The sequence below is a fragment of the Enterobacter sp. R4-368 genome (assembly GCF_000410515.1).
Lineage (GTDB): Bacteria > Pseudomonadota > Gammaproteobacteria > Enterobacterales > Enterobacteriaceae > Kosakonia.
Map to the genome: position 1 here is coordinate 2610289 of NC_021500.1, position 25665 is coordinate 2635953.

At 54.7% G+C, this 25665-nt stretch carries 22 protein-coding genes; 10 read left to right on the top strand and 12 right to left on the bottom strand.

Annotated elements, in window-relative coordinates; translation table 11 throughout:
* Nucleotides 1–16: 16 nt before the first annotated feature.
* The 9 genes from dam to H650_RS12410 form a co-directional block, all read right to left on the bottom strand.
* Nucleotides 17–838 (bottom strand): adenine-specific DNA-methyltransferase, encoded by an 822-nt coding sequence (gene dam, locus H650_RS12370; protein ID WP_020455537.1) that lies wholly within the window; start codon nucleotides 836–838, stop codon nucleotides 17–19.
* Between the two features lie 67 nt (nucleotides 839–905).
* Nucleotides 906–2225, bottom strand: coding sequence for a cell division protein DamX (gene damX, locus H650_RS12375; protein ID WP_020455538.1), 1320 nt, complete (start codon nucleotides 2223–2225; stop codon nucleotides 906–908).
* Between the two features lie 88 nt (nucleotides 2226–2313).
* Nucleotides 2314–3402 carry a 3-dehydroquinate synthase gene (gene aroB, locus H650_RS12380; protein ID WP_044489511.1) on the bottom strand — a complete coding sequence of 363 codons (1089 nt, stop codon included), beginning with the start codon at nucleotides 3400–3402 and terminating at the stop codon, nucleotides 2314–2316.
* Nucleotides 3403–3457: 55 nt separating this feature from the next.
* Nucleotides 3458–3979: a shikimate kinase AroK gene (gene aroK / locus H650_RS12385; RefSeq protein WP_017459852.1), complete on the bottom strand. Its 522-nt coding sequence runs from the start codon at nucleotides 3977–3979 to the stop codon at nucleotides 3458–3460.
* Between the two features lie 287 nt (nucleotides 3980–4266).
* Complete coding sequence (gene hofQ, locus H650_RS12390) at nucleotides 4267–5502, bottom strand: DNA uptake porin HofQ (RefSeq protein WP_071925237.1); 1236 nt, start codon at nucleotides 5500–5502, stop codon at nucleotides 4267–4269.
* Complete coding sequence (locus H650_RS12395) at nucleotides 5468–5815, bottom strand: HofP DNA utilization family protein (RefSeq protein WP_020455541.1); 348 nt, start codon at nucleotides 5813–5815, stop codon at nucleotides 5468–5470. The genes hofQ and H650_RS12395 overlap by 35 nt, the downstream gene beginning before the upstream one ends.
* On the bottom strand, nucleotides 5805–6266 hold the full coding sequence (locus tag H650_RS24250) for a HofO family protein (protein WP_238328349.1): 462 nt from the start codon (nucleotides 6264–6266) through the stop codon (nucleotides 5805–5807). Before H650_RS24250 ends, H650_RS12395 begins: the two co-directional genes overlap by 11 nt.
* Complete coding sequence (locus H650_RS12405) at nucleotides 6250–6786, bottom strand: PilN domain-containing protein (RefSeq protein WP_020455543.1); 537 nt, start codon at nucleotides 6784–6786, stop codon at nucleotides 6250–6252. Before H650_RS12405 ends, H650_RS24250 begins: the two co-directional genes overlap by 17 nt.
* Nucleotides 6786–7571 (bottom strand): hypothetical protein, encoded by a 786-nt coding sequence (locus H650_RS12410; protein ID WP_020455544.1) that lies wholly within the window; start codon nucleotides 7569–7571, stop codon nucleotides 6786–6788. The genes H650_RS12405 and H650_RS12410 overlap by 1 nt, the downstream gene beginning before the upstream one ends.
* 119 nt (nucleotides 7572–7690) lie before the next feature.
* Here H650_RS12410 and mrcA point away from each other — a divergent pair, with 119 nt between their 5' ends.
* Entirely contained in the window at nucleotides 7691–10243 is a 2553-nt protein-coding gene (gene mrcA, locus H650_RS12415) for a peptidoglycan glycosyltransferase/peptidoglycan DD-transpeptidase MrcA (protein ID WP_020455545.1), read from the top strand.
* 78 nt (nucleotides 10244–10321) lie between these two features.
* Here mrcA and nudE read toward each other — a convergent pair whose 3' ends face one another.
* On the bottom strand, nucleotides 10322–10882 hold the full coding sequence (gene nudE, locus H650_RS12420; RefSeq protein WP_020455546.1) for an ADP compounds hydrolase NudE: 561 nt from the start codon (nucleotides 10880–10882) through the stop codon (nucleotides 10322–10324).
* Nucleotides 10883–11198: 316 nt separating this feature from the next.
* Here nudE and H650_RS12425 point away from each other — a divergent pair, with 316 nt between their 5' ends.
* The 5 genes from H650_RS12425 to pckA all read left to right on the top strand — a co-directional run bounded on the left by H650_RS12425 (nucleotide 11199) and on the right by pckA (nucleotide 17336).
* Nucleotides 11199–13337 carry an intracellular growth attenuator family protein gene (locus tag H650_RS12425; RefSeq protein WP_020455547.1) on the top strand — a complete coding sequence of 713 codons (2139 nt, stop codon included), beginning with the start codon at nucleotides 11199–11201 and terminating at the stop codon, nucleotides 13335–13337.
* A 60-nt stretch (nucleotides 13338–13397) separates the two neighbouring features.
* Nucleotides 13398–14075 (top strand): GMP/IMP nucleotidase, encoded by a 678-nt coding sequence (yrfG, locus tag H650_RS12430; protein WP_044489747.1) that lies wholly within the window; start codon nucleotides 13398–13400, stop codon nucleotides 14073–14075.
* The gene (hslR, locus tag H650_RS12435) at nucleotides 14075–14476 is read left to right on the top strand and encodes a ribosome-associated heat shock protein Hsp15 (protein ID WP_020455549.1); all 402 of its coding nucleotides are present in this window, start codon (nucleotides 14075–14077) and stop codon (nucleotides 14474–14476) included. Before yrfG ends, hslR begins: the two co-directional genes overlap by 1 nt.
* A 24-nt stretch (nucleotides 14477–14500) precedes the next feature.
* Nucleotides 14501–15379: an Hsp33 family molecular chaperone HslO gene (hslO, locus tag H650_RS12440; protein ID WP_020455550.1), complete on the top strand. Its 879-nt coding sequence runs from the start codon at nucleotides 14501–14503 to the stop codon at nucleotides 15377–15379.
* A gap of 337 nt (nucleotides 15380–15716) precedes the next feature.
* Nucleotides 15717–17336 carry a phosphoenolpyruvate carboxykinase (ATP) gene (pckA, locus tag H650_RS12445; RefSeq protein ID WP_020455551.1) on the top strand — a complete coding sequence of 540 codons (1620 nt, stop codon included), beginning with the start codon at nucleotides 15717–15719 and terminating at the stop codon, nucleotides 17334–17336.
* Nucleotides 17337–17381: 45 nt separating this feature from the next.
* On the opposite strand, the gene envZ is transcribed toward pckA, so the two are convergent.
* The gene (envZ, locus tag H650_RS12450; RefSeq protein WP_020455552.1) at nucleotides 17382–18734 is read right to left on the bottom strand and encodes a two-component system sensor histidine kinase EnvZ; all 1353 of its coding nucleotides are present in this window, start codon (nucleotides 18732–18734) and stop codon (nucleotides 17382–17384) included.
* Nucleotides 18731–19450, bottom strand: a complete 720-nt coding sequence (gene ompR / locus H650_RS12455; protein WP_001157751.1) for an osmolarity response regulator transcription factor OmpR — start codon at nucleotides 19448–19450, stop codon at nucleotides 18731–18733. The genes envZ and ompR overlap by 4 nt, the downstream gene beginning before the upstream one ends.
* Nucleotides 19451–19677: 227 nt before the next feature.
* Here ompR and greB point away from each other — a divergent pair, with 227 nt between their 5' ends.
* The 4 genes from greB to feoB all read left to right on the top strand — a co-directional run bounded on the left by greB (nucleotide 19678) and on the right by feoB (nucleotide 25659).
* Nucleotides 19678–20151 carry a transcription elongation factor GreB gene (greB, locus tag H650_RS12460; protein WP_020455553.1) on the top strand — a complete coding sequence of 158 codons (474 nt, stop codon included), beginning with the start codon at nucleotides 19678–19680 and terminating at the stop codon, nucleotides 20149–20151.
* A gap of 95 nt (nucleotides 20152–20246) precedes the next feature.
* Nucleotides 20247–22586 (top strand): Tex family protein, encoded by a 2340-nt coding sequence (locus H650_RS12465; protein ID WP_020455554.1) that lies wholly within the window; start codon nucleotides 20247–20249, stop codon nucleotides 22584–22586.
* Nucleotides 22587–23079: 493 nt separating this feature from the next.
* On the top strand, nucleotides 23080–23307 hold the full coding sequence (feoA, locus tag H650_RS12470) for a ferrous iron transporter A (protein ID WP_017459530.1): 228 nt from the start codon (nucleotides 23080–23082) through the stop codon (nucleotides 23305–23307).
* A 33-nt stretch (nucleotides 23308–23340) separates the two neighbouring features.
* Nucleotides 23341–25659, top strand: a complete 2319-nt coding sequence (gene feoB, locus H650_RS12475) for a Fe(2+) transporter permease subunit FeoB (protein WP_020455556.1) — start codon at nucleotides 23341–23343, stop codon at nucleotides 25657–25659.
* Nucleotides 25660–25665 lie beyond the last annotated feature (6 nt).

Below are 25665 nucleotides of genomic sequence, written 5' to 3' on the forward strand. Positions count from 1 at the left end.
GCGCGGTGAATGCGAATTATCGCGGAGCCGGGCGATAGAGTGCCAGCAGCTCATCCACCTTTTTACGTGTACCACCGTTACTGCTGATACTGCGCCGCACTTTTACCACGTGCAATTTTGCCTGACTGTACCACTCACGCGTTAATAGCGTGTCGTGGTTGGAAATCAATACCGGGATCCGGTTTTGCACCAGGCTTTCGGCAATCGCCGCCAAATGCGCCTGCTGCTCAAGACTGAAACTGTTGGTGTGATACGCCGTAAAATTGGCCGTCGCCGACAGCGGGGCGTAAGGCGGATCGCAGTAGACCACGGAGTTCTCGTCCGCGCGCGCCATGCTATCTGCGTAAGACTCGCAGTAAAAAAAGGCATTCTGCGCTTTTTCGGCGAAGTGATACAACTCCGCTTCCGGGAAATAGGGTTTCTTATAACGCCCGAAAGGCACGTTGAATTCACCGCGCAAATTATAGCGGCACAGACCGTTGTAGCCATGGCGATTGAGGTATAAAAACAGCAGCGCGCGCCGGAAAGGATCCTGGCACTGGTTAAACTCTTCGCGTAGCTGATAGTAAACCACGGACTGGTTTGTCGCAGGGGCAAACAACGCCCGCGCCTGGCGCACATACTCGTCAGGCTGGTCTTTAACGATGTTATAGAGGCTAATCAAATCGCTGTTGATATCAGCGAGGATATAGCGGGAGAACGACGTGTTGAGAAACACCGAACCCGCGCCGACGAACGGCTCGATAAGGCATTCACCCTGCGGCAGATGCCTTCCGATATCGTCCAGCAGGGGGTATTTCCCCCCTGCCCATTTCAAAAAAGCGCGATTCTTTTTCATGCTGACTGATTACTTACACTCTCTCCGGCTGTGGAGAAAGCTCCGACAGCATCCTGCGCTTTATACATTACTTCAGATCGGCCTGAACCTGATGTATCGGTTTGGCCCAGGGATTTTTCGCCTGTACGTCTGCCGGCAACGCCGCGACAGCGCGTTTCGCATCGTCTTTAGATGCGTACACACCGCTCACCAGCACGTACCACGGCTGGCCGTTACGAGTTGTCTGGTAAACCACGAAGTTTTTCAGATTCTCTTTCTTCGCCCATGCATTCAGGTTGTTAGAGTTCGAGGAACTGCTCAACTGCAGCGTGTAGTGGTTACCCGGCGCAGATTTTAACGCTCCAACATTCCCGGTGGCGGCAGCAGCGCTTGCTGCAGGCGCGGCACTGGCTGCAGGCGCGGCACTGGCTGCAGGCGCAGCCGCGGCTTTAGCCTGAGTTTGCACTGGTGACGATGTTACCGCAGGCGCTTTTACCGGCGAGGTCGTGGCGGTTTCAGTGCGTTTCGGCGGCTGAGCAACCGGTTTGGATTCGGCTTTCGGTTCTGCTTTCGCCACTGGCTCTTTAGCAACCGCCTTCGGCTCGATCACCATCTGTTTGCGTTCGGCACGCGGCGCAGCGGTATGGCTTTGAGCTGCAGCAGATTGTTGCTGACGCGCAGCAGCGCCATTGCCGTTACGTACCGGCGCAACTGTTGCAGGTTCAGTTGGCAGCGTCGAATTCACCGCGTTATCCATCTGCGACTGATTTTGTGGCTGAGTCAGTGCGTTATTCAGATCGCCCTGCACTTCAACACGCTGCTGGCCCGCAGGCGCGGCAGGAGCTTCAGCTTGTGATGGCGTAGAAGAAATTGGTGGCAGCGAGACATCCTGCTGCGCAGGTGCATTGCCTGAAGTGGGTTGCTGAGCAGGTGCTGGCTGTGCGCCATTTGCCTGATCTGCGGCACCGGTATTGCTGGCGTTGTTATTGCCTGCAGAGAGATCGATGCTTTTCTCCGCCGGTGCGTTTTGTTCATTACTCGTTGTCGGTGCGGGGGATTTCAGCGCGGAACCGATGCCGATGATTAACAGAAGCAGAACCAGAATGCCGACGCCCATCATCACATATTGACGGGAAGCGGGTTTTGCGGCTGCCGCTTTCTTACGCTTACGCGGACGGCGCTCTTCGCGCTCCTCGTCATACGCGTTTTCATCTTCTTCATAGCTCTCTTCTTCACGCTCATCACGCGCCCGGCGGCTGCGAGAAGGGCGGCGTTCGTCCGCATCGACATCAACATCATCAAAGTTGATTTGCGGCTCATCGACACGCTCGGAAGATTGGCGAGAACGACCAGTACGACGATCGCTGGGATCGGGTTTCAGCTCGTCTTCTGGTTTGAATTCATCCATTTAACACCCCACACAAAGGCGTATGCCACATCATGCATCCCGCCCGAAGTTAAACGCCACGCGGTGCGTGACCAGACCTTTCTAATAGTTACGCCTGCTGGCAATCAGCAATAGCGCCAAGTACTACGTCGTGCGGCACTCCGCCGCGAACTTCACTCTTCCCTATTGCCAACGGGAGCACTAAACGCATCTCTCCCGCCAGCACTTTTTTATCGCGCATCATGTGCGGTAAATAAGCCTGCGCAGACATCTCCTGTGGGCCTTGTACCGGCAAACCTGCGCGTTTCAGCAGCGCTTTTATACGCTGCGTATCCGCTTTGCTGAACTGGCCAAGACGTTCAGATGCATGCGCCGCCATCACCATACCTGCCGCGACAGCTTCACCGTGCAACCAGTTCCCGTAGCCCATTTCCGCTTCAATAGCGTGGCCGAAGGTATGCCCCAGATTCAGTAAAGCACGTAAGCCTGTTTCCCGCTCATCGGTGGCAACAACTTCTGCTTTCAGCTCACAACAACGGCGAATACAGTACGCCATCGCCGGACCATCAAGGCGCAGCAACGCATCCATGTTCTGTTCCAGCCAGTCAAAGAACTCGCCGTCGAGAATAATGCCGTATTTGATCACTTCCGCGAGGCCGGACGATAATTCGCGGGCAGGAAGCGTAGCCAGACAATCAAGATCGACAATCACCGACGCAGGCTGATAAAACGCGCCGATCATGTTTTTGCCGAGGGGGTGGTTCACCGCTGTTTTGCCGCCAACAGAGGAATCAACCTGAGAAAGGAGCGTGGTCGGCACTTGAATAAAGCGCACACCGCGCTGATAGCTGGCGGCCGCGAAGCCGGTCAAATCACCCACCACTCCACCACCCAGCGCGACCAGTGTGGTATCGCGCCCATGGGGTTTTTGCAACAATGCGGTAAAGACCGTGTCCATCACCGCAAGGCTTTTGTACTGCTCGCCATCCGGCAGAATCACGCTATCCACTTTCACGCCAGCCTGTTCAAGAACATGGCGGACTTTATCAAGATAGAGCGGAGCCAGTGTTTCATTGGTGACCAGCATAACCTGATCACCAGACTTCAGGGGCGAGAAGGAAGCTGGATCGTTAAACAGACCAGCCGCGATGGTGATAGGGTAACTACGTTCCCCGAGAGTGACTGTGATCCTCTCCATGACGCGACATCCACCTTAGTTGCTTAAACCCGCAGGCGTGTGAATTAAGCCAGAATTAGTTGCTTTCCAGCATATGAATAATCTGGTTTGCCACCACTTTAGCACTCTGATCGTCGGTGCGAATGGTCACGTCGGCAATCTCTTCATACAACGGATTACGTTCGTCGGCCAACGCTTCCAGTACTTCGCGCGGCGGCGTATCCACCTGCAGAAGCGGGCGTTTTTTGTCACGTTGAGTGCGAGCTAATTGCTTTTCGATAGTGGTTTCCAGATAAACCACTACGCCACGGGCGGAGAGACGATTACGGGTCTCGCGAGACTTCACAGAGCCACCGCCGGTCGCCAGTACGATGCCCTGTTTTTCCGTCAGCTCATTGATGATTTTTTCTTCGCGATCGCGGAAGCCTTCTTCACCTTCAACATCGAAGACCCAGCCCACATCAGCTCCGGTTCGTTTCTCAATCTCTTGATCAGAATCGTAAAATTCCATATTGAGTTGTTGAGCTAACTGACGCCCAATAGTGCTTTTGCCGGCACCCATAGGCCCAACCAGAAAGATATTGCGTTTCTCTGCCATTTTTTCGGTACTACTAAGACTATTCGTTGATGATAAACCCGCTTCGCAAAGACTCGGCGTAGCAGGACATGAACTGAAACCTCATATGCGATAGTGCGAGAGTCAGATCGAAAATTATCTCAGTACTCCGGCTTGTTTGGCAACTGAATAAACACGCAATCCTTCATGCTGCTCATTGTTCGACGGAGACCACTGACGCTCAAATCGGTACTCCTTGTAAGCTAAATCATGTCTCACGTCAAACACATGAACCAAGTTCCATTGAAAAAGGGGGAGTTACGGCAGATTTAATGTACCGCCGCCAACCTGGGCGTAATAAACACCACCAGCTCGCGCCGCTCATTATCTTTGGCGTCCTGGCGAAATAACCTGCCGATACCTGGAATTGAGCCTAAACCAGGAACCTGCGCCCTGTCGGCGGAGTTCTTTTGTGAGAAGATCCCACCAAGCGCCAGCGTATCGCCGCTTTTAACCTCTACCTGCGTTTCAATTTCCTGCTTGTCAATCGCCATCGCCTCGCCCCCTGCTTGCTGTAGCACCTGGCCTGGCATATTTTGGCTAATGCGCAGCTTCAGCCGCACACGGTTATCGGGCAGCACCGTCGGTGTAACTTCCATCCCCAGCACCGCCTCTTTAAATTCTACCGCCGTGCTGCCACTATCGCCGCTGGCAACCTGATAAGGTATTTCGCTCCCCTGCTTAATACTCGCCGGCTGGCGGTGAGAAGCCAACAAGCGTGGGCTGGCGATAATTTCAAGCTGCTGTTTTTGCTCAAGGGCTGACAACTCCAGCTCCAGCAGTTGGGCGTTGATACTGCCGATATTAAAGCTCACGCGCGTACTGGCATCCGGAACCGAGAGATCGGCAGAAACACCGCTAAGTCGCCCACGCGCTGCGGGTTTATCCTGCGCCAGTCCCCATTTCACCCCCAACTCGCGTAGGCTTTTTTCATTGATGGTGACGATATAAGCCGCCAGCTCTACCTGCTCGACCGGTAGATCCATCTGCGTGACCCATTTTTCCAGTGCGGCGAGCCCTTCTTTATTATCACGCACCAGTAACCGGTTAAGCCGCACATCAACCGTCATCGCCCCTTGTGGGCTGAGCAGTTTTTCTCCGGCTTTTGCCAGCTCTACCGCGTCGGCATAGCGCAACACAAAACTGCGTGTTTGCAAGGGTATATTCTGCTTGCGCTGGCGCTGAGCGGCCTCCTGCTCCGCCTGCTTTTGCTGCCGCCATGCCGTCGTATGGACCTGCCAGATGTTGCCCTGCTGGTGTAACGTTAATCCGGCACTGGCGGCAACGGTTTGGAGCGCCTGCTGCCAGGGGACCTCTTTGAGATTCAGCGACACCGTGCCGCTGACCTCAGGTGAAATCACCATGTTCTGCTTCTCCAGCGCAACCAGCGCCTGCAATACCTGGGTGACAGGCACGTCGTCGACGGTCATTGTGACGACACGTGATGTCTGCGCGCCGGCAAGCGGCAGGCTAAAGAGCATCGCGCTCGCTATCCATTTTCGCATGTTGAGTTCCTTCTCGTTGCCAGCGCCATTGCGCTGGTGTGCACTCTTCGCCAATCTCAATCAGCATTTCGTCCTGGTGAATGGCGACAACGCGCCATCCGGTGGGCAGCGTTTCGCCGACAATAAGGCGATACCAGCGCCCGGTGGTATCACGCACGATCCCTATCGGTTGATCCCCCGCCACCGCGCCGTGAAAATGCCAGTTGCTGAGCTGGGCGGTTCGGCAGATATCCTGTGGTGGCTGGAAAGGGTCGCGCATGCCGCACAGAAACAGGCTGAGCAGCGCGGCCAGTAACAGACGACTAATTCGCATTGTCCTGCTCCACTCGCAACGTAAAATTCAGCGCGCCTTCACCGGCCATTAATGAAAACGCAGGAACCTGCATGCCGCTCGCCGTTAGCAGTGAAAACGTCTCAACCACGCCTTCCCAGCCGGTCGCAAGCACTAACTCTCCACCACCATGAGCAGGCTGCCAGCGGGCAAGCTGGCGCCCCTGCGACTGAAAATCCAGCGGGCTAAATGCCCGACGTTGCGGCAAGATCACGGATTCTGACGGCGGCACCAGCGCATGTAACTTTTGCCACTGCGCGCGCAGTTTCGTGTTTTGTTGCTGTTGTTGATCAACCAGCCGCATTTGCGTCTCTTTGACTGGACTTATCGCCAGCCACCATAAAAGTGCCAGCGCGCAAAGTGAGCTGAGTAGCCAACAAAGCACCCGCGTTCGTAGTGACAAAGCAAACCAGACATCAGGGTTGAGCATCATCACGCTCCCGGTTCAGTTGGTAGTGGAATTGCCAGCGCCCCTGCGCATCACGCTCTACGGTGCCTGCGGGTTGTAGCTGAAACCCTGCCGTTTTCTGCAACCGTTGCTCAAGCTCGTTTAATGCGTTAAAAGAGCCGGCCAGGCCAGTGATTTCAAGCTGGTTTTGCTGCCAGCGCAAAGCAGTAAGCCAGGCATTGGGAGGCAGATTTTCCGCCAGGGTAAGCAACGTCTGTCGCCACGCTTCGGTACGCTGAAGCCGTAATCGCTGCGCCTGCTCCTGCTGCCAGCGCTGGTGTCGAAGCTGCAACGGCTGCTCGGCGGCGTGCAACCCTGCAAGTAAGGCGGCATCAGATTGCTGCCACAGCGTGGCCTGGCGCAGACCAGCCACAGCGGATGCCCGCCATAATGCGCCGCCTGGCACAATCACCACCGCTGTTGCGATAAAAACCGCGCACCAGCGACGAATGCAGCGCAACCGCTTTTGACGCCGCCAGGGGAGAAAATTCACAACGGGCTGCATCAGTATCCCCTGGCAACAGCCAGTCCCAGCGCTATCGCGTAGCGTTCTCCGCTATCGGGTAATGGTGCCTGGCGCGACGGGACCGCGCTCCAGCAGTCAAATCCTCCGGGCATCCCGCCACACTGCGCGATTTCGTCTGCGGGCAGCCCAAGCACGGCGGCAAGCCGGGCGGCATTTTCAGCCTCTTCGCGCGCACGTCGTCCCCAGCTCTCTCTCGTGGCCCACAGCCACTGGCGCTCATCACCCCAGGCCAGACAACGAGCCGGTGGAGTAAGCCAGGGTAACAATGGCTGTAATGCACTGGCATCCGGGGTAATAGAGGAAAGATGAAGGGATAATGTCTGTGCTATCTCCAGCAGTGACGCCACATCTTTATTTTGTGCAGCAGTAACGCCGTACGCTTTGCCGGGTTCATCTTCGGTGAAGTCGAAACAGAGATCGTTTTCTGCCATCTCCAGTTCACGCGCCATTGCCTGCGAAACCCAGCTTGTTAAAGCAGGTTCGCGCAGCGTGACTGCCGGTCGCGGCAGCTTTTTTTGCAGGGTTTGCCCCGCAGGAAATGCCATGCGTACGCAATGGCGTTGCGGTAGGGTTTGCCGCCAGGGCCGCAAAACATTGAGCAGTTCTTCTGGCGCTTTTATTCGCCCCTGCACCACGACGCCAGGGGATAGCGGAAGGTGCCACCAACGGCGCAGCGCCTGGCCGCGACGCCCGGCGGCAAGGGCGACAATGAAGATGCCATCTTGTTGAATATGCAAACCAATTTGCCAGTGCCTGAATGCCATAATTCCCGATCTCCTTATCGTCTCGCTGGATGACGCTATATCAATGCATCAGGCTTGCCTTTATACTACCGCGCGGTTGTTTATAAACTGCCCAAATGACTCTAAATGGGAAATCTCCAGTGAAGTTCGTAAAGTATTTATTCATCCTTGCAGTATGTTGCATTCTGCTGGGAGCAGGCTCGATTTACGGTCTGTACAAATATATTGAGCCACAGCTACCTGACGTCGCCACGCTGAAAGACGTGCGGCTACAAATTCCGATGCAGGTCTATAGCGCTGACGGCGAATTGATCGCGCAATATGGTGAAAAACGCCGTATTCCGCTGACGTTGAATCAAATCCCGCCTGAAATGGTTAAAGCGTTTATCGCCACGGAAGATAGCCGTTTTTATGAACATCACGGTGTTGACCCGGTGGGGATTTTCCGCGCCGCCAGCGTGGCGATGTTTTCCGGACGTGCGTCGCAGGGCGCAAGTACGATTACCCAACAGCTGGCACGTAACTTTTTCTTAAGTCCGGAACGCACGCTGATGCGTAAGCTTAAAGAAGTGTTCCTGGCGATCCGCATTGAACAGTTGCTGAGCAAAGATGAGATCCTTGAGCTTTATCTCAATAAGATCTACCTCGGTTACCGCGCGTACGGCGTGGGCGCTGCAGCACAGGTGTACTTTGGGAAATCGGTCGATCAGTTAACGCTGAGTGAAATGGCGGTGATTGCCGGTCTGCCGAAAGCACCGTCTACGTTTAACCCGCTCTATTCACTTGATCGCGCTACCGCGCGCCGCAATGTGGTGCTGGCACGTATGGAGAGCGAAGGCTACATCACCGAGCAGCAGTATGATCAAGCGCGCGGTGAAGCTATCGATGCCAATTACCATGCGCCGGAAATCGCTTTTTCCGCGCCTTACCTTTCCGAAATGGTGCGCCAGGATTTGGTCAATCGCTATGGCGATAAAGCCTACGAAGATGGCTACCGCGTTTACACCACTATCACCCGCAAAGTGCAGCAAGCCGCGCAGGCCGCCGTACGTAATAACGTGATGGATTACGACATGCGCCACGGTTATCGCGGCCCGTCGAATGTGTTGTGGAAAGTGGGCGAAGCGGCGTGGGACAGTAAAAAAATCACCGATTCCCTGAAAACGCTGCCGTCTTATGGCCCGCTCTCGCCAGCAGTGGTGACCAGTGCCAATCCGCAAGAAGCGACGGCGATGATGGCCGATGGCACCTCGGTCTCTTTGCGCATGGAAGGCATGCGCTGGGCGCGTCCTTATCGTTCCGATACGCAACAAGGCGCAACGCCGCGCAAAGTCACCGACGTGGTGCAGGCCGGACAGCAGATTTGGGTTCGCCAGGTGGATGACGCGTGGTGGCTGGCACAGGTGCCGGACGTTAACTCGGCGCTGGTTTCCATCAACCCACGTAACGGCGCCGTATTGGCGCTCGTGGGCGGCTTCGATTTCAACCAAAGCAAGTTTAACCGCGCGACACAGGCGCTGCGCCAGGTGGGTTCTAACATCAAGCCGTTCCTTTACACCGCAGCAATGGATAAGGGCCTGACGCTGGCGAGCATTCTGAATGATGCGCCAATTTCCCGCTGGGACGCGGGCGCAGGCTCCGACTGGCGACCAAAAAACTCGCCGGACGAGTATGCCGGTCCGATTCGTTTACGCCAGGGTTTGGGGCAGTCTAAAAACGTGGTGATGGTGCGTGCAATGCGTGCAATGGGTGTGGATTACGCGGCGGAATATCTGCAGCGTTTCGGCTTCCCGGCGCAAAACATTGTTCACACCGAATCACTGGCGCTGGGCTCTGCTTCCTTTACACCCATGCAGGTTGCCCGCGGTTATTCGGTGATGGCGAACGGTGGTTTCCTGATCGATCCGTATTTCATTACCAAAATCGAAAACGATCAGGGCAATGTGCTGTTTGAAGTACGTCCGAAAATCGCCTGTGCCGATTGTGATATTCCGGTGATTTACGGCGATACGCCGAAATCGAACGTGCTGGAAAACAAAGACATGGAAAACGTCGCCACCTCACAAGAGCAGCAGAACGCAGCAGTACCGCAGCCGCAGCTTGAGCAAGCCAATCAGGCGCTGGTGCAAAGAAGCGGTGCCGAAGAGTACGCGCCACATGTTATCAGCACCCCGCTGTCGTTTTTGATCAAAAGCGCGCTGAACAGTAACATCTTTGGCGAGCCCGGCTGGCAGGGCACAGGCTGGCGCGCAGGTCGCGATCTCAAACGCAATGATATTGGCGGTAAAACCGGGACCACGAACAGTTCGAAAGATGCCTGGTTCTCGGGTTATGGCCCGGGTGTGGTGACCTCCGTTTGGATCGGCTTTGACGATCATCGCAGGGATTTGGGGCGTACTACCGCCTCCGGCGCGATTAAAGATCAGATTTCCGGCTACGAAGGCGGCGCGAAAAGCGCACAACCTGCCTGGGATGCGTATATGAAAGTCGTGCTGGATGGGGTTCCTGAAGAGCCATTAACCCCGCCGCCAGGCATAGTGACGGTGAATATCGACCGCAGCACCGGCCAACTGGCGAACGGTGGTAGCAGCCGCCAGGAGTACTTTATCGAAGGGACGCAGCCAACGCAGCAAGCCGTCCATGAAGTGGGCACCACGTTAATGGATAACGGTGAGTCTCACGAGCTGTTTTAACTCGGCGCCGGGCTTGTCCCGGCTGACAGACAGCAAAAAGGGCGCGAATGCGCCCTTTTCATTTATTCTTTTGTGCGTTCAGAGCCGCCCCTGGCCTTTTAGCCATTCGCGAACCAAAAACAGCGCGCTGACATTGCGGGCTTCGTTGAAATCAGGATCTTCCAGCAGGTCCATCAAATGCTTCAGCGGCCAGCGTACCTGCGGTAGCGGTTCTGGTTCATCACCCGGCAGCGACTCCGGATAGAGATCTTCTGCCACGATAATGTTCATTTTGCTGGAGAAGTAAGAAGGCGCCATACTGAGTTTTTTCAGAAAAGTAAGCTCTTTTGCGCCAAATCCGACTTCTTCTTTTAGTTCACGGTTCGCCGCTTCGTATATACTCTCACCCGGATCGATAAGACCCTTGGAAAATCCCAGTTCGTAAGATTCAGTGCCAACCGCATATTCGCGGATCAGGATCAGGTGATCGTCAACAATTGGCACAATCATCACGGCTTCGTGCGTAGAGGGGCGCATACGTTCATAAACACGGCGCACGCCGTTACTGAATTCCAGATCCACACGTTCTACGTTAAAAAGTCGTGAAGACGCGACCGTTTCTACGTTAAGAATGGTGGGTTTTTGCAATGATTCGCTCATTATTATCGGTCTTTGCAGAGAAACTTTCGTTATTGTGCGACACTACGCACTGTTTGGGCAATGTACTTTGCCGCTAATTTACATTCCTGCAACCTCTTCGAAATCAATTCCCAATTTAACCCAAAAGTCAATAGCTTGAAATAAAACTAAGAATTTGCTGATATTCCCGTTAGGGTGGTTTTGCTATTCTCTTTGACATTGGTATGCGCTTAAAAATACTCAAGTTAATTGCTTGCTTAAAAGGCCAACCACATTAGATTGTTACGGGAAGGGTGCAACTGACTACACCTGTTAGAAAAAGTAAGATGGGGAAAGCATGAGCACCATTTTGATTTTTTTCGCTGCTATGCTGGCCTGCGCATTCCTCGCCGGATGGATTTTCAGGTTCAGGTCGCAACGTCGGTATCGACTGCCTTATTTGCAGGCATTCACCGGCGCGACTACCCGTAAATTAACACCTGAAGAGCGTGAAACGGCGGAACGCTATCTGGAAACGCTCTCCCGCACGCAAAACAATCTCGCCCCGACGGGCGCGACTGCCGCCCCTGTCTCCATCAGCCTTAACGCACATAGCAACACGGTGCTGTATGTCACGCACCCGATCACCCGCTATGGCATCACCACTGACGCCCCGAATAAATGGCGCTACTACCTTGATTCCGTCGAAGTGCACTTGCCCCCTTCATGGGAGCAGTACATTACCGACGAGAACAATGTTGAACTGATCCGCACCGACTCAATGCCGCTGGTTATTTCGCTTAACGGGCATACGCTTAGCGAATACATGAGCGAAGAGCGCGGCGGTGAACTGGAACGCGTCTCGTCGAGTCAATCCGCCATCCGTGGCGAAGAAAGCGAGCAAATTGAGCTGCTGAATATTCGCCGGGAAACATCGGAAGAATATGCATTAAGCCGCCCGGACGGCATGCGCGAAGCGCTGCTGATTTCGGTCTCGTTTTTACTGTTTTTCTTCTGTCTGGCCTCGCCCGATGTCTTTATCCCGTGGCTGGCGGGCGGCGGTGTGATGTTGCTTGCTGCCGGGCTCTGGGGGTTATATGCGCCACCGGCTAAAAACACACTGCGGGAGATTCATTGTCTGCGTGGCACGCCAAAGCGCTGGGGGCTGTTCGGTGAGAATAATCAGGAGCAAATGAATAATATCTCGTTAGGTATTATCGACCTGATTTATCCGCGTCACTGGCAGCCCTTCGTCACACAGGATTTGGGCCAGCAAACCGATATTGATATCTACCTCGATCGCCACGTTGTGCGCCAGGGGCGTTTTCTCTCCCTGCACGATGAAGTGAAAAATTTCCCGCTGCAGCACTGGGTGCGCAGCGCCGTCATTTCTATCGGTTCGCTGGTGGTGCTGGCGATGTTGTTGATTTGGGTGCCGCTGGATATGCCGATCAAATTTACCGTGTCGTGGATTAAAGGCGCGCAGACCGTTGAAGCGAGCAGTGTGAATCAGCTTGAAGCTGCCGGGTTGCGGATTGGTGACACGTTGCGCATCAGCGGTACCGGCATGTGTAATATTCACATGCAAAATAACTGGACCTCGCGCCAGACGTCGCCGTTTACGCCGTTCGACTGCTCGCAAATTATCTGGAACAACGCCCCACCCCTGCCGTTGCCAGAATCCGATATTGTGAACAAAGCCACCGCGCTTGCTCAGGCGGTCAGCCGCCAGCTTCACCCCACTACCGAAGAAGATTCCCGCGTGAGCCCGGTGTTGCGCTCAGCCATTCAGAAATCCGGCATGGTGCTGCTGGATGATTTCGCCGATATCGTACTGAAAACTCAAGATTTGTGTGCCGCCCAGGATGAGTGTTTGAGGTTGAAAAACGCGCTGGTCAACCTCGGAAACAGTAAAGACTGGGAAACTCTGACCAAACGCGCCAGCGACGGGAAACTCACCGGCGTGAACGTTTTGCTGCGCCCGGTAAGTGCCGAGTCGCTGGATAATCTGGTTACCACCTCCACCGCGCCGTTCATTATGCGGGAAACGACCCGCGCCGCGCAGTCGCTGAACAGCCCGGCACCGGGCGGTTTTGTGATTAGCAGTGAAGAAGGTAGCGAGCTGGTTGATCAACCCTGGCCGCCGATTGCGCTGTATGACTACCCTGCGCAGGAACAATGGAAGGAATTTCAGCGGCTGGCGCAAATGCTGATGCAGACGCCGTTTCGCGCGGAAGGGATCATTACCAATATCTATACCGATGCCAACGGCACCAGGCACATCAGCCTGCACCGCATGCCGGATGCCAGCGGCCTGTGGCGTTATGCGGGAACCACACTTCTGTTGGTCGCGATGGTGATTTGCAGCCTTTACAACGGTGTGCTGGCGCTTCGGCGTTACCAGCGCAATCGCACACGTATCGAAGAGATTCAGCAGTATTACGCAAGCTGTCTGAACCCCCAGTTTCTGCCCACCCAGGATAGCCTCAGCAGCTAACGATCTGTCGTGCGAGCTGTGTTAACCTGTCGCGCACGTTTTCTCTGGCTGGAGTTTTTAATGCACCTTGATATCGCATGGCAGGACGTCGATACCGTTTTGCTGGATATGGACGGCACGCTTCTCGATCTCGCGTTTGATAACTTCTTCTGGCAAAAACTGGTGCCGGAAACCTTTGGCGTCAAACAAGGCTTAACGCCAGAAGAAGCGCAGAACGTTCTCCGTCAGGAGTATCACGCCGTGCAGCATACGCTAAACTGGTACTGTCTGGATTACTGGAGCGAACGCCTGGGCCTGGATATTTGCGCCATGACCACCCAGCAGGGGCCGCGCGCGGTGCTGCGTGAAGATACGGTGCCGTTTCTGGATGCGTTACAAAAAAGCGGTAAACGCCGCATTTTACTGACCAATGCGCACCCGCATAATCTGGCGGTCAAACTTGAGCACACGGGTCTTGCGTCGCACCTTGATTTATTGCTTTCCACCCATACATTTGGTTATCCGAAAGAGGATCAGCGCCTGTGGCAGGCTGTCGCGCAGGAAACCGGGCTTAATCCTGTACGGACGCTGTTTATCGATGACAGCGAACCGATTCTTGATGCGGCGGCGAAATTTGGCATCCGCTATTGCCTGGGCGTCACCAACCCGGATTCCGGGCTTGCGGAAAAACGTTATCTGCGCCATCCAGGCACTAATGACTACCGCGGCATGATCCCCTCGCTTCTCAAGGAGATGTGATGAAACAGCAGCCTGCGCAAGAGGTTCGTCTGGATAAGTGGCTGTGGGCCGCGCGTTTTTATAAAACTCGCGCCCTTGCCCGCGAAATGGTTGACGGCGGCAAAGTGCATTACAACGGGCAGCGCAGCAAGCCGAGTAAAATCGTCGAGCTGAACGCTACACTCACGCTGCGTCAGGGAAATGATGAGCGAACCGTGATCATTAAAGGCATTACGGAGCAGCGCCGACCGGCAAATGAAGCTGTCGAGCTGTATGAAGAGACGGCAGAAAGCATTGAGAAACGCGAAAAAATGGCGCTGGCCCGCAAACTTAACGCGCTCACCATGCCCCACCCCGATCGCCGCCCGGATAAGAAAGAACGTCGCGATCTTATAAAATTTAAATTGGGTGACAGCGAATAACGCTCACCCGCAAGAGAGATAATCATGGCCATTCAAGACCAATTACACCGCTACCTTTTTGAAAACTACGCTGTTCGCGGCGAGCTGGTGACCGTTTCCCATACCTGGAAACAGATCCTCGAAAACCACAACTATCCGCTGCCGGTAAAAACGGTGCTCGGCGAGTTGCTGGTTGCTACCAGCCTGCTGACTGCAACGCTGAAATTTGCCGGTGATATCACCGTGCAGTTGCAGGGTGACGGCCCGATGAGCCTGGCGGTGATCAACGGTAACAATCGCCAGCAAATGCGCGGTGTGGCGCGTGTTCAGGGCGATGTGCCGGAAAATGCGGATCTGAAAACGCTGGTGGGTAACGGCTATTTGGTTATCACCATTACGCCGGAAGAGGGCGAGCGTTATCAGGGCGTTGTGGGTCTTGAAGGTGATACGCTGGCGGCTTGTCTGGAAGATTACTTTATGCGTTCAGAGCAGTTGCCAACGCGCTTGTTTATCCGCACCGGCGAGGTCGATGGCCAACCCGCGGCGGGCGGCATGCTGCTGCAGGTATTACCGGCACAGGAAACGCAGGCCGAAGATTTTGAGCATCTGGCCGTGCTGACGGAAACCATCAAAGCGGAAGAGTTGCTGACGCTGGCGGCGGAAGATGTGCTGTGGCGCTTGTATCACGAAGAAGAAGTCACGCTGTACGATCCGCAAGATGTGGAATTCAAATGCACTTGCTCGCGCGAACGCTGCGCGGGTGCGCTGAAGACACTGCCGGACGAAGAAGTGGATAGCATCCTCGCTGAAGAGGGCGAAATCGATATGCACTGCGACTATTGCGGCAACCACTATCTGTTTAACGCGATGGATATTGCCGAGATCCGCAACAACGCCTCCCCTGCCGATCCACAGGTGCACTAAACATCCTTCCTCACGCCGCCTGCGGGCGGCGCTTTTGCATGACTCGTCACGTTTCCGCTAAAATCCTCAATGAAAGTGTTACGTAACTTACTTTCATGAAAGCGATTACAGTCACAAAGCCGCGGTTAAAAATGTCGTCTTACGCCATTTTTGGAACATTTACCCCATAAATGAGACTATTTTTGCCATAATCCGTCTCGTTACGTGACCACAATCACAGTGTTTTCCGTCAGTCTGGGTTTGTCGAGTTAGGTAATTCTATGAGCCTCGTCCCGGTAAGCGGGTAAAAAACAACCCTACAATTTCAGGCAGTACATATTGGCTAAGGAGCAGTGACATGCGCGTTAAGAGCTTAACCCCGCAGGATCTCAAGGCTTATGGTATCAACGATGTTCAGGATGTCGTCTACAACCCCGATTACGATACGCTGTATCAGGAGGAGCTCCGTCCAGACCTGGAAGGATATGAGCGTGGTGTACTGACGAATTCTGGTGCTGTCGCCGTCGACACCGGTATTTTTACCGGCCGTTCGCCGAAGGATAAGTATATTGTGCGTGATGACACCACCCGCGATACCGTGTGGTGGTCCGATAAAGGCAAAGGCAAGAACGACAACAAGCCGATCTCGCCTGAGGTCTGGCAACATCTAAAAGGCCTGGTCACCAGGCAGCTTTCCGGCAAGCGTCTGTTTATTATTGACGCCTTTTGCGGCGCAAACCCGGACACGCGTCTCTCGGTGCGTTTTATCACCGAAGTGGCCTGGCAGGCGCACTTCGTGAAGAACATGTTCATTCGCCCGACCGAAGAAGAGCTGGCAAGCTTTACGCCAGACTTTATCGTGATGAATGGCGCGAAATGCACCAACCCACAATGGCAAGAGCAAGGTCTCAACTCGGAAAACTTTGTCGCCTTTAATCTCACCGAACGCATCCAGTTGATTGGCGGAACCTGGTACGGCGGCGAGATGAAGAAAGGTATGTTCTCAATCATGAACTACCTGCTGCCGTTACAGGGCATCGCCTCAATGCACTGTTCAGCAAACGTCGGTGAAAAAGGCGATGTTGCCGTGTTCTTCGGGCTTTCCGGTACCGGCAAAACCACCCTCTCCACCGACCCGAAACGCCGCCTGATTGGCGACGATGAACACGGCTGGGATGATGACGGCGTTTTCAACTTCGAAGGCGGTTGCTACGCCAAAACTATTCGGCTTTCGGAAGAGGCTGAACCGGATATCTTCCACGCCATCCGTCGCGATGCGCTGCTGGAAAATGTCAGCGTCCGCGCCGACGGCAGCATTGATTATGATGATGCGTCGAAAACGGAAAACACCCGGGTGTCGTACCCGATTTACCATATTCAGAACATCGTAAAACCGGTCTCCAAAGCAGGCCACGCCACGAAAGTTATCTTCCTGACGGCAGATGCGTTCGGCGTGCTGCCGCCGGTTTCACGCCTGACCGCCAGCCAGACGCAGTACCATTTCCTTTCCGGTTTTACCGCTAAACTTGCCGGAACCGAACGCGGCGTCACCGAGCCGACACCCACCTTCTCGGCCTGTTTTGGTGCCGCGTTTTTATCACTGCATCCAACGCAATATGCGGAAGTTCTGGTGAAAAGAATGCAGGCGTCAGGCGCGCAGGCGTATCTGGTCAATACCGGCTGGAACGGCACCGGTAAACGCATCTCTATCAAGGATACGCGGGCGATTATCGACGCGATCCTTAATGGCTCGCTGGACGATGCGGAAACCTTTACCCTGCCGATGTTCAACCTGGCCATCCCGACTTCGCTGCCGGGCGTAGATACGCGCATTCTCGACCCGCGCAATACCTACGCGTCTGCAGAGCAGTGGCAGGAGAAAGCCACGCAGCTGGCAACGTTGTTTATTGAAAATTTCGAGAAGTACACCGATACCGCCGCCGGTGCCGCGTTAGTCAGCGCCGGGCCAAAAGTGTAATTTGGCTACGCAAGAGAAACAAAACCCGCCAGATGGCGGGTTTTTTTACACTTCTTTATTCTGCCCGCTCAGCCGGGCAATCGGGATCGGCAGCCAGGCGCGGATACAGAGCCCGCCCCGCTCGCTGGTACCCAATTCAAGAATGCCGTTATGGTTATCCACAATACGCTGCACGATTGCCAGCCCCAGGCCCGTACCGCTGGTGCTGCGCGCGCTGTCACCGCGGACAAACGGCTGGAACAGATGTTCGCGCTGCTCCGGTTTGATGCCCGGGCCGTCATCTTCAACCTGGAACCAGGCGCGATTGTGCTCGGTACCGCTGCTGACTTTGATCCAGCCATTGCCGTAGCGCGCCGCGTTAACCACCATATTGGCAACCGCGCGTTTAATGGAAAGCGGGTGCATACGCACGAAAATCTCGCTCTCTTTCAACCCGGTATCGATTTCACGCTCGTAGCCACTTTCTGCCGCGATGACTTCCCCAAGCACCGCGTTCAGTTCGGCCACTTCCATCGGCATTTCCTGCCCGGTACGCAGATAATCGATAAACTGCTCGATAATCGCGTTGCACTCTTCAATATCTTTATTAATGGATTCAGCGAGATAGCCATCTTCTTCCGCCATCATCTCCGTCGCCAGGCGAATACGCGTGAGCGGCGTACGCAGATCGTGGCTGACGCCCGCCATCAATAACGTGCGATCGTCGGCAAGCTGCTTCACCCCGGCGGCCATCTGGTTAAAGGCGCGGGTAACCGAGCGCACTTCCGACGCGCCATATTCACGCAGCGGCGGCGGAATATGCCCTTTCCCCACCTTCAGCGCGGCGTGTTCCAGGTCAACAAGTGGTCGGTTCTGAATGCGGATAAACAACCAGGCACCGCCTATCGCCAGCAGCATAATCGCCAGCGTGTAGCGGAACAGCGGGGAGAAATCCCCTTGATGAATTTCGGTCAGCGGTACGCGCACCCAGATATTGGGCGACAGCCAGGTTTTCAGCCACACCACCGGTGAGCTTTTATTCACCTCAACGCGCACTTCGGTCGGGCCGCCAAGCTGCTGCGCCATTTGCTGACTTAAGAATTCGTAATGCTGCGCCCAACGCAGACCGGCGTCTTCTGCGGCCTCGTTGGAGTAAAGCGAAATGCCCAGCTCGCGGTAAATCTCACGGCGAAACGCCGGAGGCACCACCAGCTGCGTGCCGTCCTCCAGTTGCAGTTTATCGGTCATCAACATACGCACTTCGTAGGCGAGAACCTTATTAAACTGCTGGAGGCTGGGCAGAATGGCGAAGTTCAGCACCACCAGGTAGGTCGTCACCAGGCTGGCGAACAGCAAGGTGACGATAAGTAACAGGGTGCGGGCAAAAGAACTGCGCGGCGAGAAACGCACTCGCATCATGCTTTAGAGCCGTCCGGTACAAAAACGTAACCAAGGCCCCAAACGGTCTGGATATAGCGCGGGTGCGCCGGATCTTCTTCCACCATGCGACGCAAGCGCGAGATCTGCACGTCAATAGAACGCTCCATCGCCGAGTATTCACGCCCGCGCGCCAGGTTCATCAACTTATCGCGCGATAACGGCTCACGCGGATGGCTCACCAGTGCTTTCAGCACCGCGAATTCACCGCTGGTCAGCGGCATCGGTTCATCTTCGCGGAACATTTCGCGCGTACCAAGATTCAGTTTGAACTTACCAAACGCAATTACCGCTTCTTCCTGAGACGGCGCGCCCGGCAGTTCATTCGCCTGGCGGCGCAGCACAGCACGAATACGCGCCAGCAGCTCACGCGGATTAAACGGTTTGGGAATATAATCGTCGGCACCAATTTCCAGACCCACAATGCGGTCCACTTCTTCGCCTTTCGCCGTCACCATAATAATCGGCATCGGGTTGCTCTGGCTGCGCAAACGGCGGCAGATAGAGAGGCCATCTTCGCCTGGCAGCATCAGATCCAGCACCATCAAATGGAAAGATTCACGGGTTAACAGACGATCCATCTGCTCAGCGTTAGCCACGCTGCGAACCTGGAAGCCCTGCTCGGTAAGGTAACGCTCAAGCAATGCGCGCAGGCGCATGTCGTCATCCACGACCAGAATCTTATAATTCTCTTGCATTGTTTATACTCCCAAAGGTTCCGACAATAATGTTTCCGTATTCTAGAAAAGTGCGCGTTCACGACCAGCGAAATCTGGTATACATTCTAGTCGAAATTGTTACAAAGCATATTTAACAGCAGCTTATATGCATATGTCATCACAGAAAGCATGATTAATCTGCACCTTACACTATCGCGTTTGTAACGTGTGTGCAGGCAAGAACGTCACGGAAATAAGGCCCAAGAATGAAAACGCCCCTGATTACCCGCGAAGGTTATGAAAAACTGAAGCAGGAACTCGATTTTCTCTGGCGTCAGGAGCGCCCGGAAGTCACCAAAAAAGTCACCTGGGCGGCCAGCCTCGGCGACCGCAGCGAAAACGCCGATTATCAGTACAACAAAAAGCGCCTGCGCGAGATAGACCGCCGCGTACGCTATCTCACCAAATGCCTGGAAAATCTCAAAATCGTTGATTACTCCCCTCAGCAGGAAGGCAAAATCTTTTTTGGCGCCTGGGTGGAAATCGAAAACGACGACGGCGATACATTGCGTTTTCGCATTGTGGGTTATGACGAAATTTTCGGTCGCAAAGATTACATCTCTATCGATTCGCCGATGGCGCGCGCCCTGCTCAAGAAAGAGGAAGGCGACGTGGCGGTAGTGCAAACGCCCGGCGGTGAAGCAACCTGGTACGTCAATCAAATTGAATACGTGAAATAGCCCCCAGAACCGTCTGAGAAGCCCTGTGCGGCTGGCATTTTGCGATGCCAGTCCGTATAACTATCCCCTGATTTTTGTTCAGAAGATGAAATGACATGATGAATGATTCGCTCTGCCGCATTATTGCGGGTGAACTTCAGGCACGAACCGAACAGGTGGAATCCGCCGTTCGCCTGCTTGATGAAGGGAACACAGTGCCGTTTATCGCGCGCTATCGTAAAGAGGTCACCGGCGGTCTGGACGACACGCAATTGCGTCAGCTCGAAACCCGCCTTGGTTATCTGCGCGAGCTGGAAGAGCGCCGCCAGGCGATTCTGAAATCGATTGGCGAACAGGGCAAACTCAGCGATGAGCTGGCAAAAGCCATTAACGGTACGCTGAGCAAAACCGAGCTTGAAGATCTCTACCTGCCGTACAAACCAAAACGCCGCACGCGCGGGCAAATCGCCATTGAAGCAGGGCTGGAACCGCTGGCAGATTCCCTCTGGAATGACCCGTCGCAAGATCCGGAAACGCTGGCCGCAACGTTTGTCGATGCCGACAAAGGCGTCGCCGACAGCAAAGCGGCACTGGATGGCGCGCGCTATATCCTGATGGAACGCTTCGCGGAAGATGCCGCGTTGCTGGCAAAAGTGCGTGACTATTTGTGGAAAAACGCCCATCTCGTCTCCACCGTGGTTAGCGGCAAAGAGGATGAAGGCGCGAAATTCCGCGACTATTTCGATCATCACGAACCGATTTCGACTGTCCCTTCGCACCGCGCGCTGGCGATGTTTCGCGGGCGTAACGAAGGTGTGCTGCAACTGGCGCTGAACGCCGATCCGCAGTTTGATGAGCCGCCAAAAGAGAGCCACTGCGAGCAAATTATTATCGACCACCTCGGCCTGCGCCTGAACAACGCGCCAGCGGACAGCTGGCGTAAAGGCGTGGTGAGCTGGACGTGGCGTATCAAAGTGTTGATGCATCTGGAAACGGAGCTGATGGGCACCGTGCGCGAACGCGCGGAAGACGAAGCCATCAATGTTTTCGCCCGTAACCTGCAAGATCTGCTGATGGCCGCCCCTGCCGGGCTGCGCGCCACGATGGGTCTTGATCCGGGTTTGCGTACCGGTGTGAAAGTCGCAGTGGTGGATGCCACCGGCAAACTGGTCGCCACCGACACGATCTATCCGCATACCGGGCAAGCGGCAAAAGCGGCGGTAGCCGTCGCAGCGCTGTGTGAAAAACACAATGTTGAACTGGTGGCGATTGGTAACGGCACCGCCTCGCGCGAAACAGAACGCTTCTACCTCGATGTGCAGAAACAGTTTCCGAACGTGACCGCGCAGAAAGTGATTGTCAGCGAAGCGGGCGCATCGGTTTATTCCGCTTCCGAACTGGCGGCGCTCGAATTCCCGGATCTGGATGTTTCACTGCGCGGTGCGGTCTCTATTGCCCGCCGCTTACAAGATCCGCTGGCGGAGCTGGTGAAAATCGATCCGAAATCTATCGGTGTCGGCCAGTACCAGCACGATGTCAGCCAGACGCAACTGGCGCGCAAACTGGATGCAGTTGTGGAGGATTGCGTGAACGCTGTTGGCGTCGACCTGAATACCGCCTCTGTGCCGCTGCTGACGCGCGTCGCCGGTTTAACCCGCATGATGGCGCAGAATATTGTCGCCTGGCGCGATGAAAATGGTCAGTTCCAGAACCGCCAGCAGTTGCTGAAAGTGAGCCGTCTGGGGCCGAAAGCCTTTGAGCAGTGCGCGGGCTTCCTGCGTATTAACCACGGCGACAACCCGCTGGACGCCTCCACCGTTCACCCGGAAACCTACCCGGTGGTTGAACGTATTCTGGCGGCAACCGAGCAGTCACTGCGCGATCTGATGGGCAATAGCGCGGAGTTGCGCAAGCTGAAAGCCAGCGATTTTACCGATGAGCAGTTTGGTGTGCCGACTGTTACCGACATTATCAAAGAGCTGGAAAAACCAGGCCGCGATCCGCGTCCGGAGTTTAAAACCGCGACCTTTGCCGAAGGCGTGGAAACGATGAATGACCTGCTACCGGGCATGGTGCTTGAAGGCGCGGTCACCAACGTGACGAACTTTGGCGCCTTCGTTGATATCGGCGTGCATCAGGATGGTCTGGTGCATATTTCATCGCTGGCGGATAAGTTCGTCGAAGATCCGCATACCGTGGTGAAAGCGGGCGATATCGTGAAGGTCAAAGTGCTGGAAGTGGATTTACAGCGCAAACGAATCGCGTTGACCATGCGTCTGGACGAGCAGCCAGGCGAGACCAATTCCCGTCGAGGGAGTGGTAACACGAGCAATCGCGATAACGCGAACCGCAACGCGGCTCGTCCGGCGAAAGCGCCACGCGGTCGCGACAACCAGCCAGGCGGCAACAGTGCAATGATGGATGCACTCGCTGCGGCAATGGGTAAAAAACGTTAATCTTTACCCCTCCCTTCACCGGGAGGGGTATTTTTTGCAAACACGTTCGAAAAAGTCCAGATTAAATCTGTCAAATGATGAACGAAAAGCAATTAACTTGTTATTTCAGCTGTTATTTACTATTCAAAATTATTAACTAATCACTGCCTGTATTTAATTACACAATCGGCATCGGCGTTATTTTCCTTGCGCGGCGCATATTACAAACATTAAACGCGAATTAACTTTGTAAAATAAAAATTACCTTTTTAGCCTGGCGGTAATATTTTCTCGTTTTGCGCTGGTAATACACAACCCAACAAATTTTTGAGCTACGTCAAAAGAGAATCAAATTCTCATTTCTGCCCCCGGCAAACGCATTTTTATGATTGATGATAAAAACTATTCTCATTATCATTGGATCAGTAGATTATTTCTCCACTCCTTCGATGATGAACAGTGCGCCAGACGGCGCGTGGAAACTCTTGGCTCGCAGCGTAAATAAGTAGGCTCTATGCAATTCTCTCCAGACAGTGCGTGGAAAATTACCGGTTTCTCCCAAGAAATAAGTCCGGCCTGGCGACAGAAACTTCTGTCATTAGGGATGTTGCCCGGCTCCTCTTTTAATGTGGTGCGCGTCGCCCCTTTGGGTGACCCTATTCATATTGAAACCCGCCGCGTTAATTTAGTGTTACGGAAAAAAGATCTCGCGTTCCTTGAACTGGAAGCGGTATCTCGTTAATCAGCCAGTTGTTACAAAGAGTGCTAAGTAAAAATGAAAAAATTGACCATTGGCTTAATTGGTAACCCTAATTCTGGCAAGACAACGTTATTTAATCAGCTCACCGGCGCACGTCAGCGGGTGGGAAACTGGTCCGGCGTAACCGTTGAGCGCAAAGAGGGACAGTTCAACACGACCGACCACCAGGTGACGCTGGTCGATCTTCCCGGCACCTATTCGCTCACTACCATTTCCGCGCAAACGTCGCTCGATGAGCAAATCGCCTGCCACTACATTTTAAGCGGTGACGCCGATCTGGTGATCAACGTGGTCGATGCCTCCAATCTTGAGCGCAACCTTTACCTGACGCTGCAATTGCTGGAGCTGGGCGTGCCGTGCATTATCGCCCTCAACATGCTGGATATCGCGGAAAAACAGAAAGTCCGTATTGATATCGATGGTCTTGCCGCGCGCCTTGGCTGCCCGGTAATCCCGCTGGTTTCCACGCGTGGTCGCGGGATTGAAGCGCTAAAAATGGCTGTCGATCGTCACCAACACAACGACAACGTTGAACTGGTGCATTACGCCCAACCCCTTTCCCGCGAAGCAGACGCGCTGGCGCAGCAAATGGCCGATGATGTGCCGTTGCAGCAACGTCGCTGGATGGGCCTGCAAATGCTGGAAGGTGATATCTACAGCCGCGCCAATTCTGGCGTAAACGAACAGCAACTGGCTGCCTCGCTCGCTCGCCTGGGAGCGGAAATGGACGACCCTGCGTTGCATATTGCTGATGCGCGTTATCAATCGATTGCGGCGATTTGCGATACCGTCAGCAACACGCTCACCGCTGAGCCAAGCCAGTTCACCGCCGCGGTTGATCGCATCATCATTAACCGCTTTTTAGGGTTGCCGATCTTTTTGTTCGTCATGTATCTGATGTTCCTGTTCGCGATTAACATCGGCGGCGCGTTCCAGCCGATTTTCGACGCAGGTTCAGTCGCGATCTTCATTCACGGTATTCAGTGGCTGGGTTATACGCTGCACTTCCCGGAATGGCTGACCGTATTCCTCGCACAAGGGCTTGGTGGCGGCGTGAATACCGTGCTGCCGCTGGTGCCGCAGCTCGGCATGATGTACCTGTTTATGTCTTTTCTTGAGGACTCCGGTTATATGGCGCGCGCCGCGTTTGTGATGGATCGTCTGATGCAATCGCTGGGGCTGCCGGGCAAATCTTTCGTACCGCTGATTGTCGGTTTCGGCTGTAACGTACCGTCAGTGATGGGCGCACGTACATTAGACGCGCCGCGTGAGCGCTTGATAACCATCATGATGGCGCCGTTTATGTCCTGTGGTGCGCGTCTGGCCATTTTCGCAGTTTTCGCTGCCGCCTTTTTCGGCCAGCAAGGAGCGCTCACCGTCTTCTCGCTGTATGTGATTGGTATCGTGATGGCGATCCTTACCGGACTGGTGCTGAAACATACGCTGCTGCGCGGCGAAGCATCGCCGTTTGTGATGGAACTGCCGGTGTATCACGTGCCGCATCTGAAAAGCCTGTTGCTGCAAACCTGGCAGCGTCTGAAAGGCTTTGTCATCCGCGCGGGTAAAGTGATTATCATCGTCAGCATTTTCCTCAGCGCGATGAACAGCTTCTCGCTGGATGGTCGTACCGTACACAAAATTGATGAATCTGCACTGGCCTCAGTCAGCCGCGTCTTTACCCCGCTGCTGGAGCCGATTGGCGTGCATGGTGACCACTGGCAAGCCACCGTGGGTCTTGTCACGGGAGCAATGGCGAAAGAGGTGGTCGTCGGTACGCTGAACTCACTTTACACCGCGGAAAATATTGAGCAGGAAGCCTTTAACCCGGCGGAATTCAGCCTGACGGGTGAGCTGATTGCCGCTCTGGAAGATACGGCGAAAAGCGTGAAAGAGACGTTTAGCCTGAGCGTACTGGCTAACCCAATCGAAGCCAGCAAAGGCGATGGCGAAATGGCGACCGGTACCATGGGCGTAATGAGCGAAAAATTCGGCAGTGCGGCAGCCGCTTACAGCTACCTGATTTTTGTGCTGCTTTACGTACCGTGTATCACCGCGATGGGCGCTATCGCCCGCGAATCCAGCCGTGGCTGGATGGGCTTCTCGGTGCTGTGGGGGCTGAATATCGCTTACTCGCTCGCCACGCTCTTTTACCAGACGGCGACCTTCAGCGAGCACCCGGTCTACAGCCTGACCTGTATTCTGGCGGTTCTGCTGTTTAACGTGGTGGTAATTAGCGCCCTTCGTCGCGCCAGAAGCCGGGTGGATGTCAGCCTGCTGGCAACGCGTAAAACCGTCGCCAGCTGCTGCGACAGCCCGGCGGGCGATTGTCACTAAGGAACA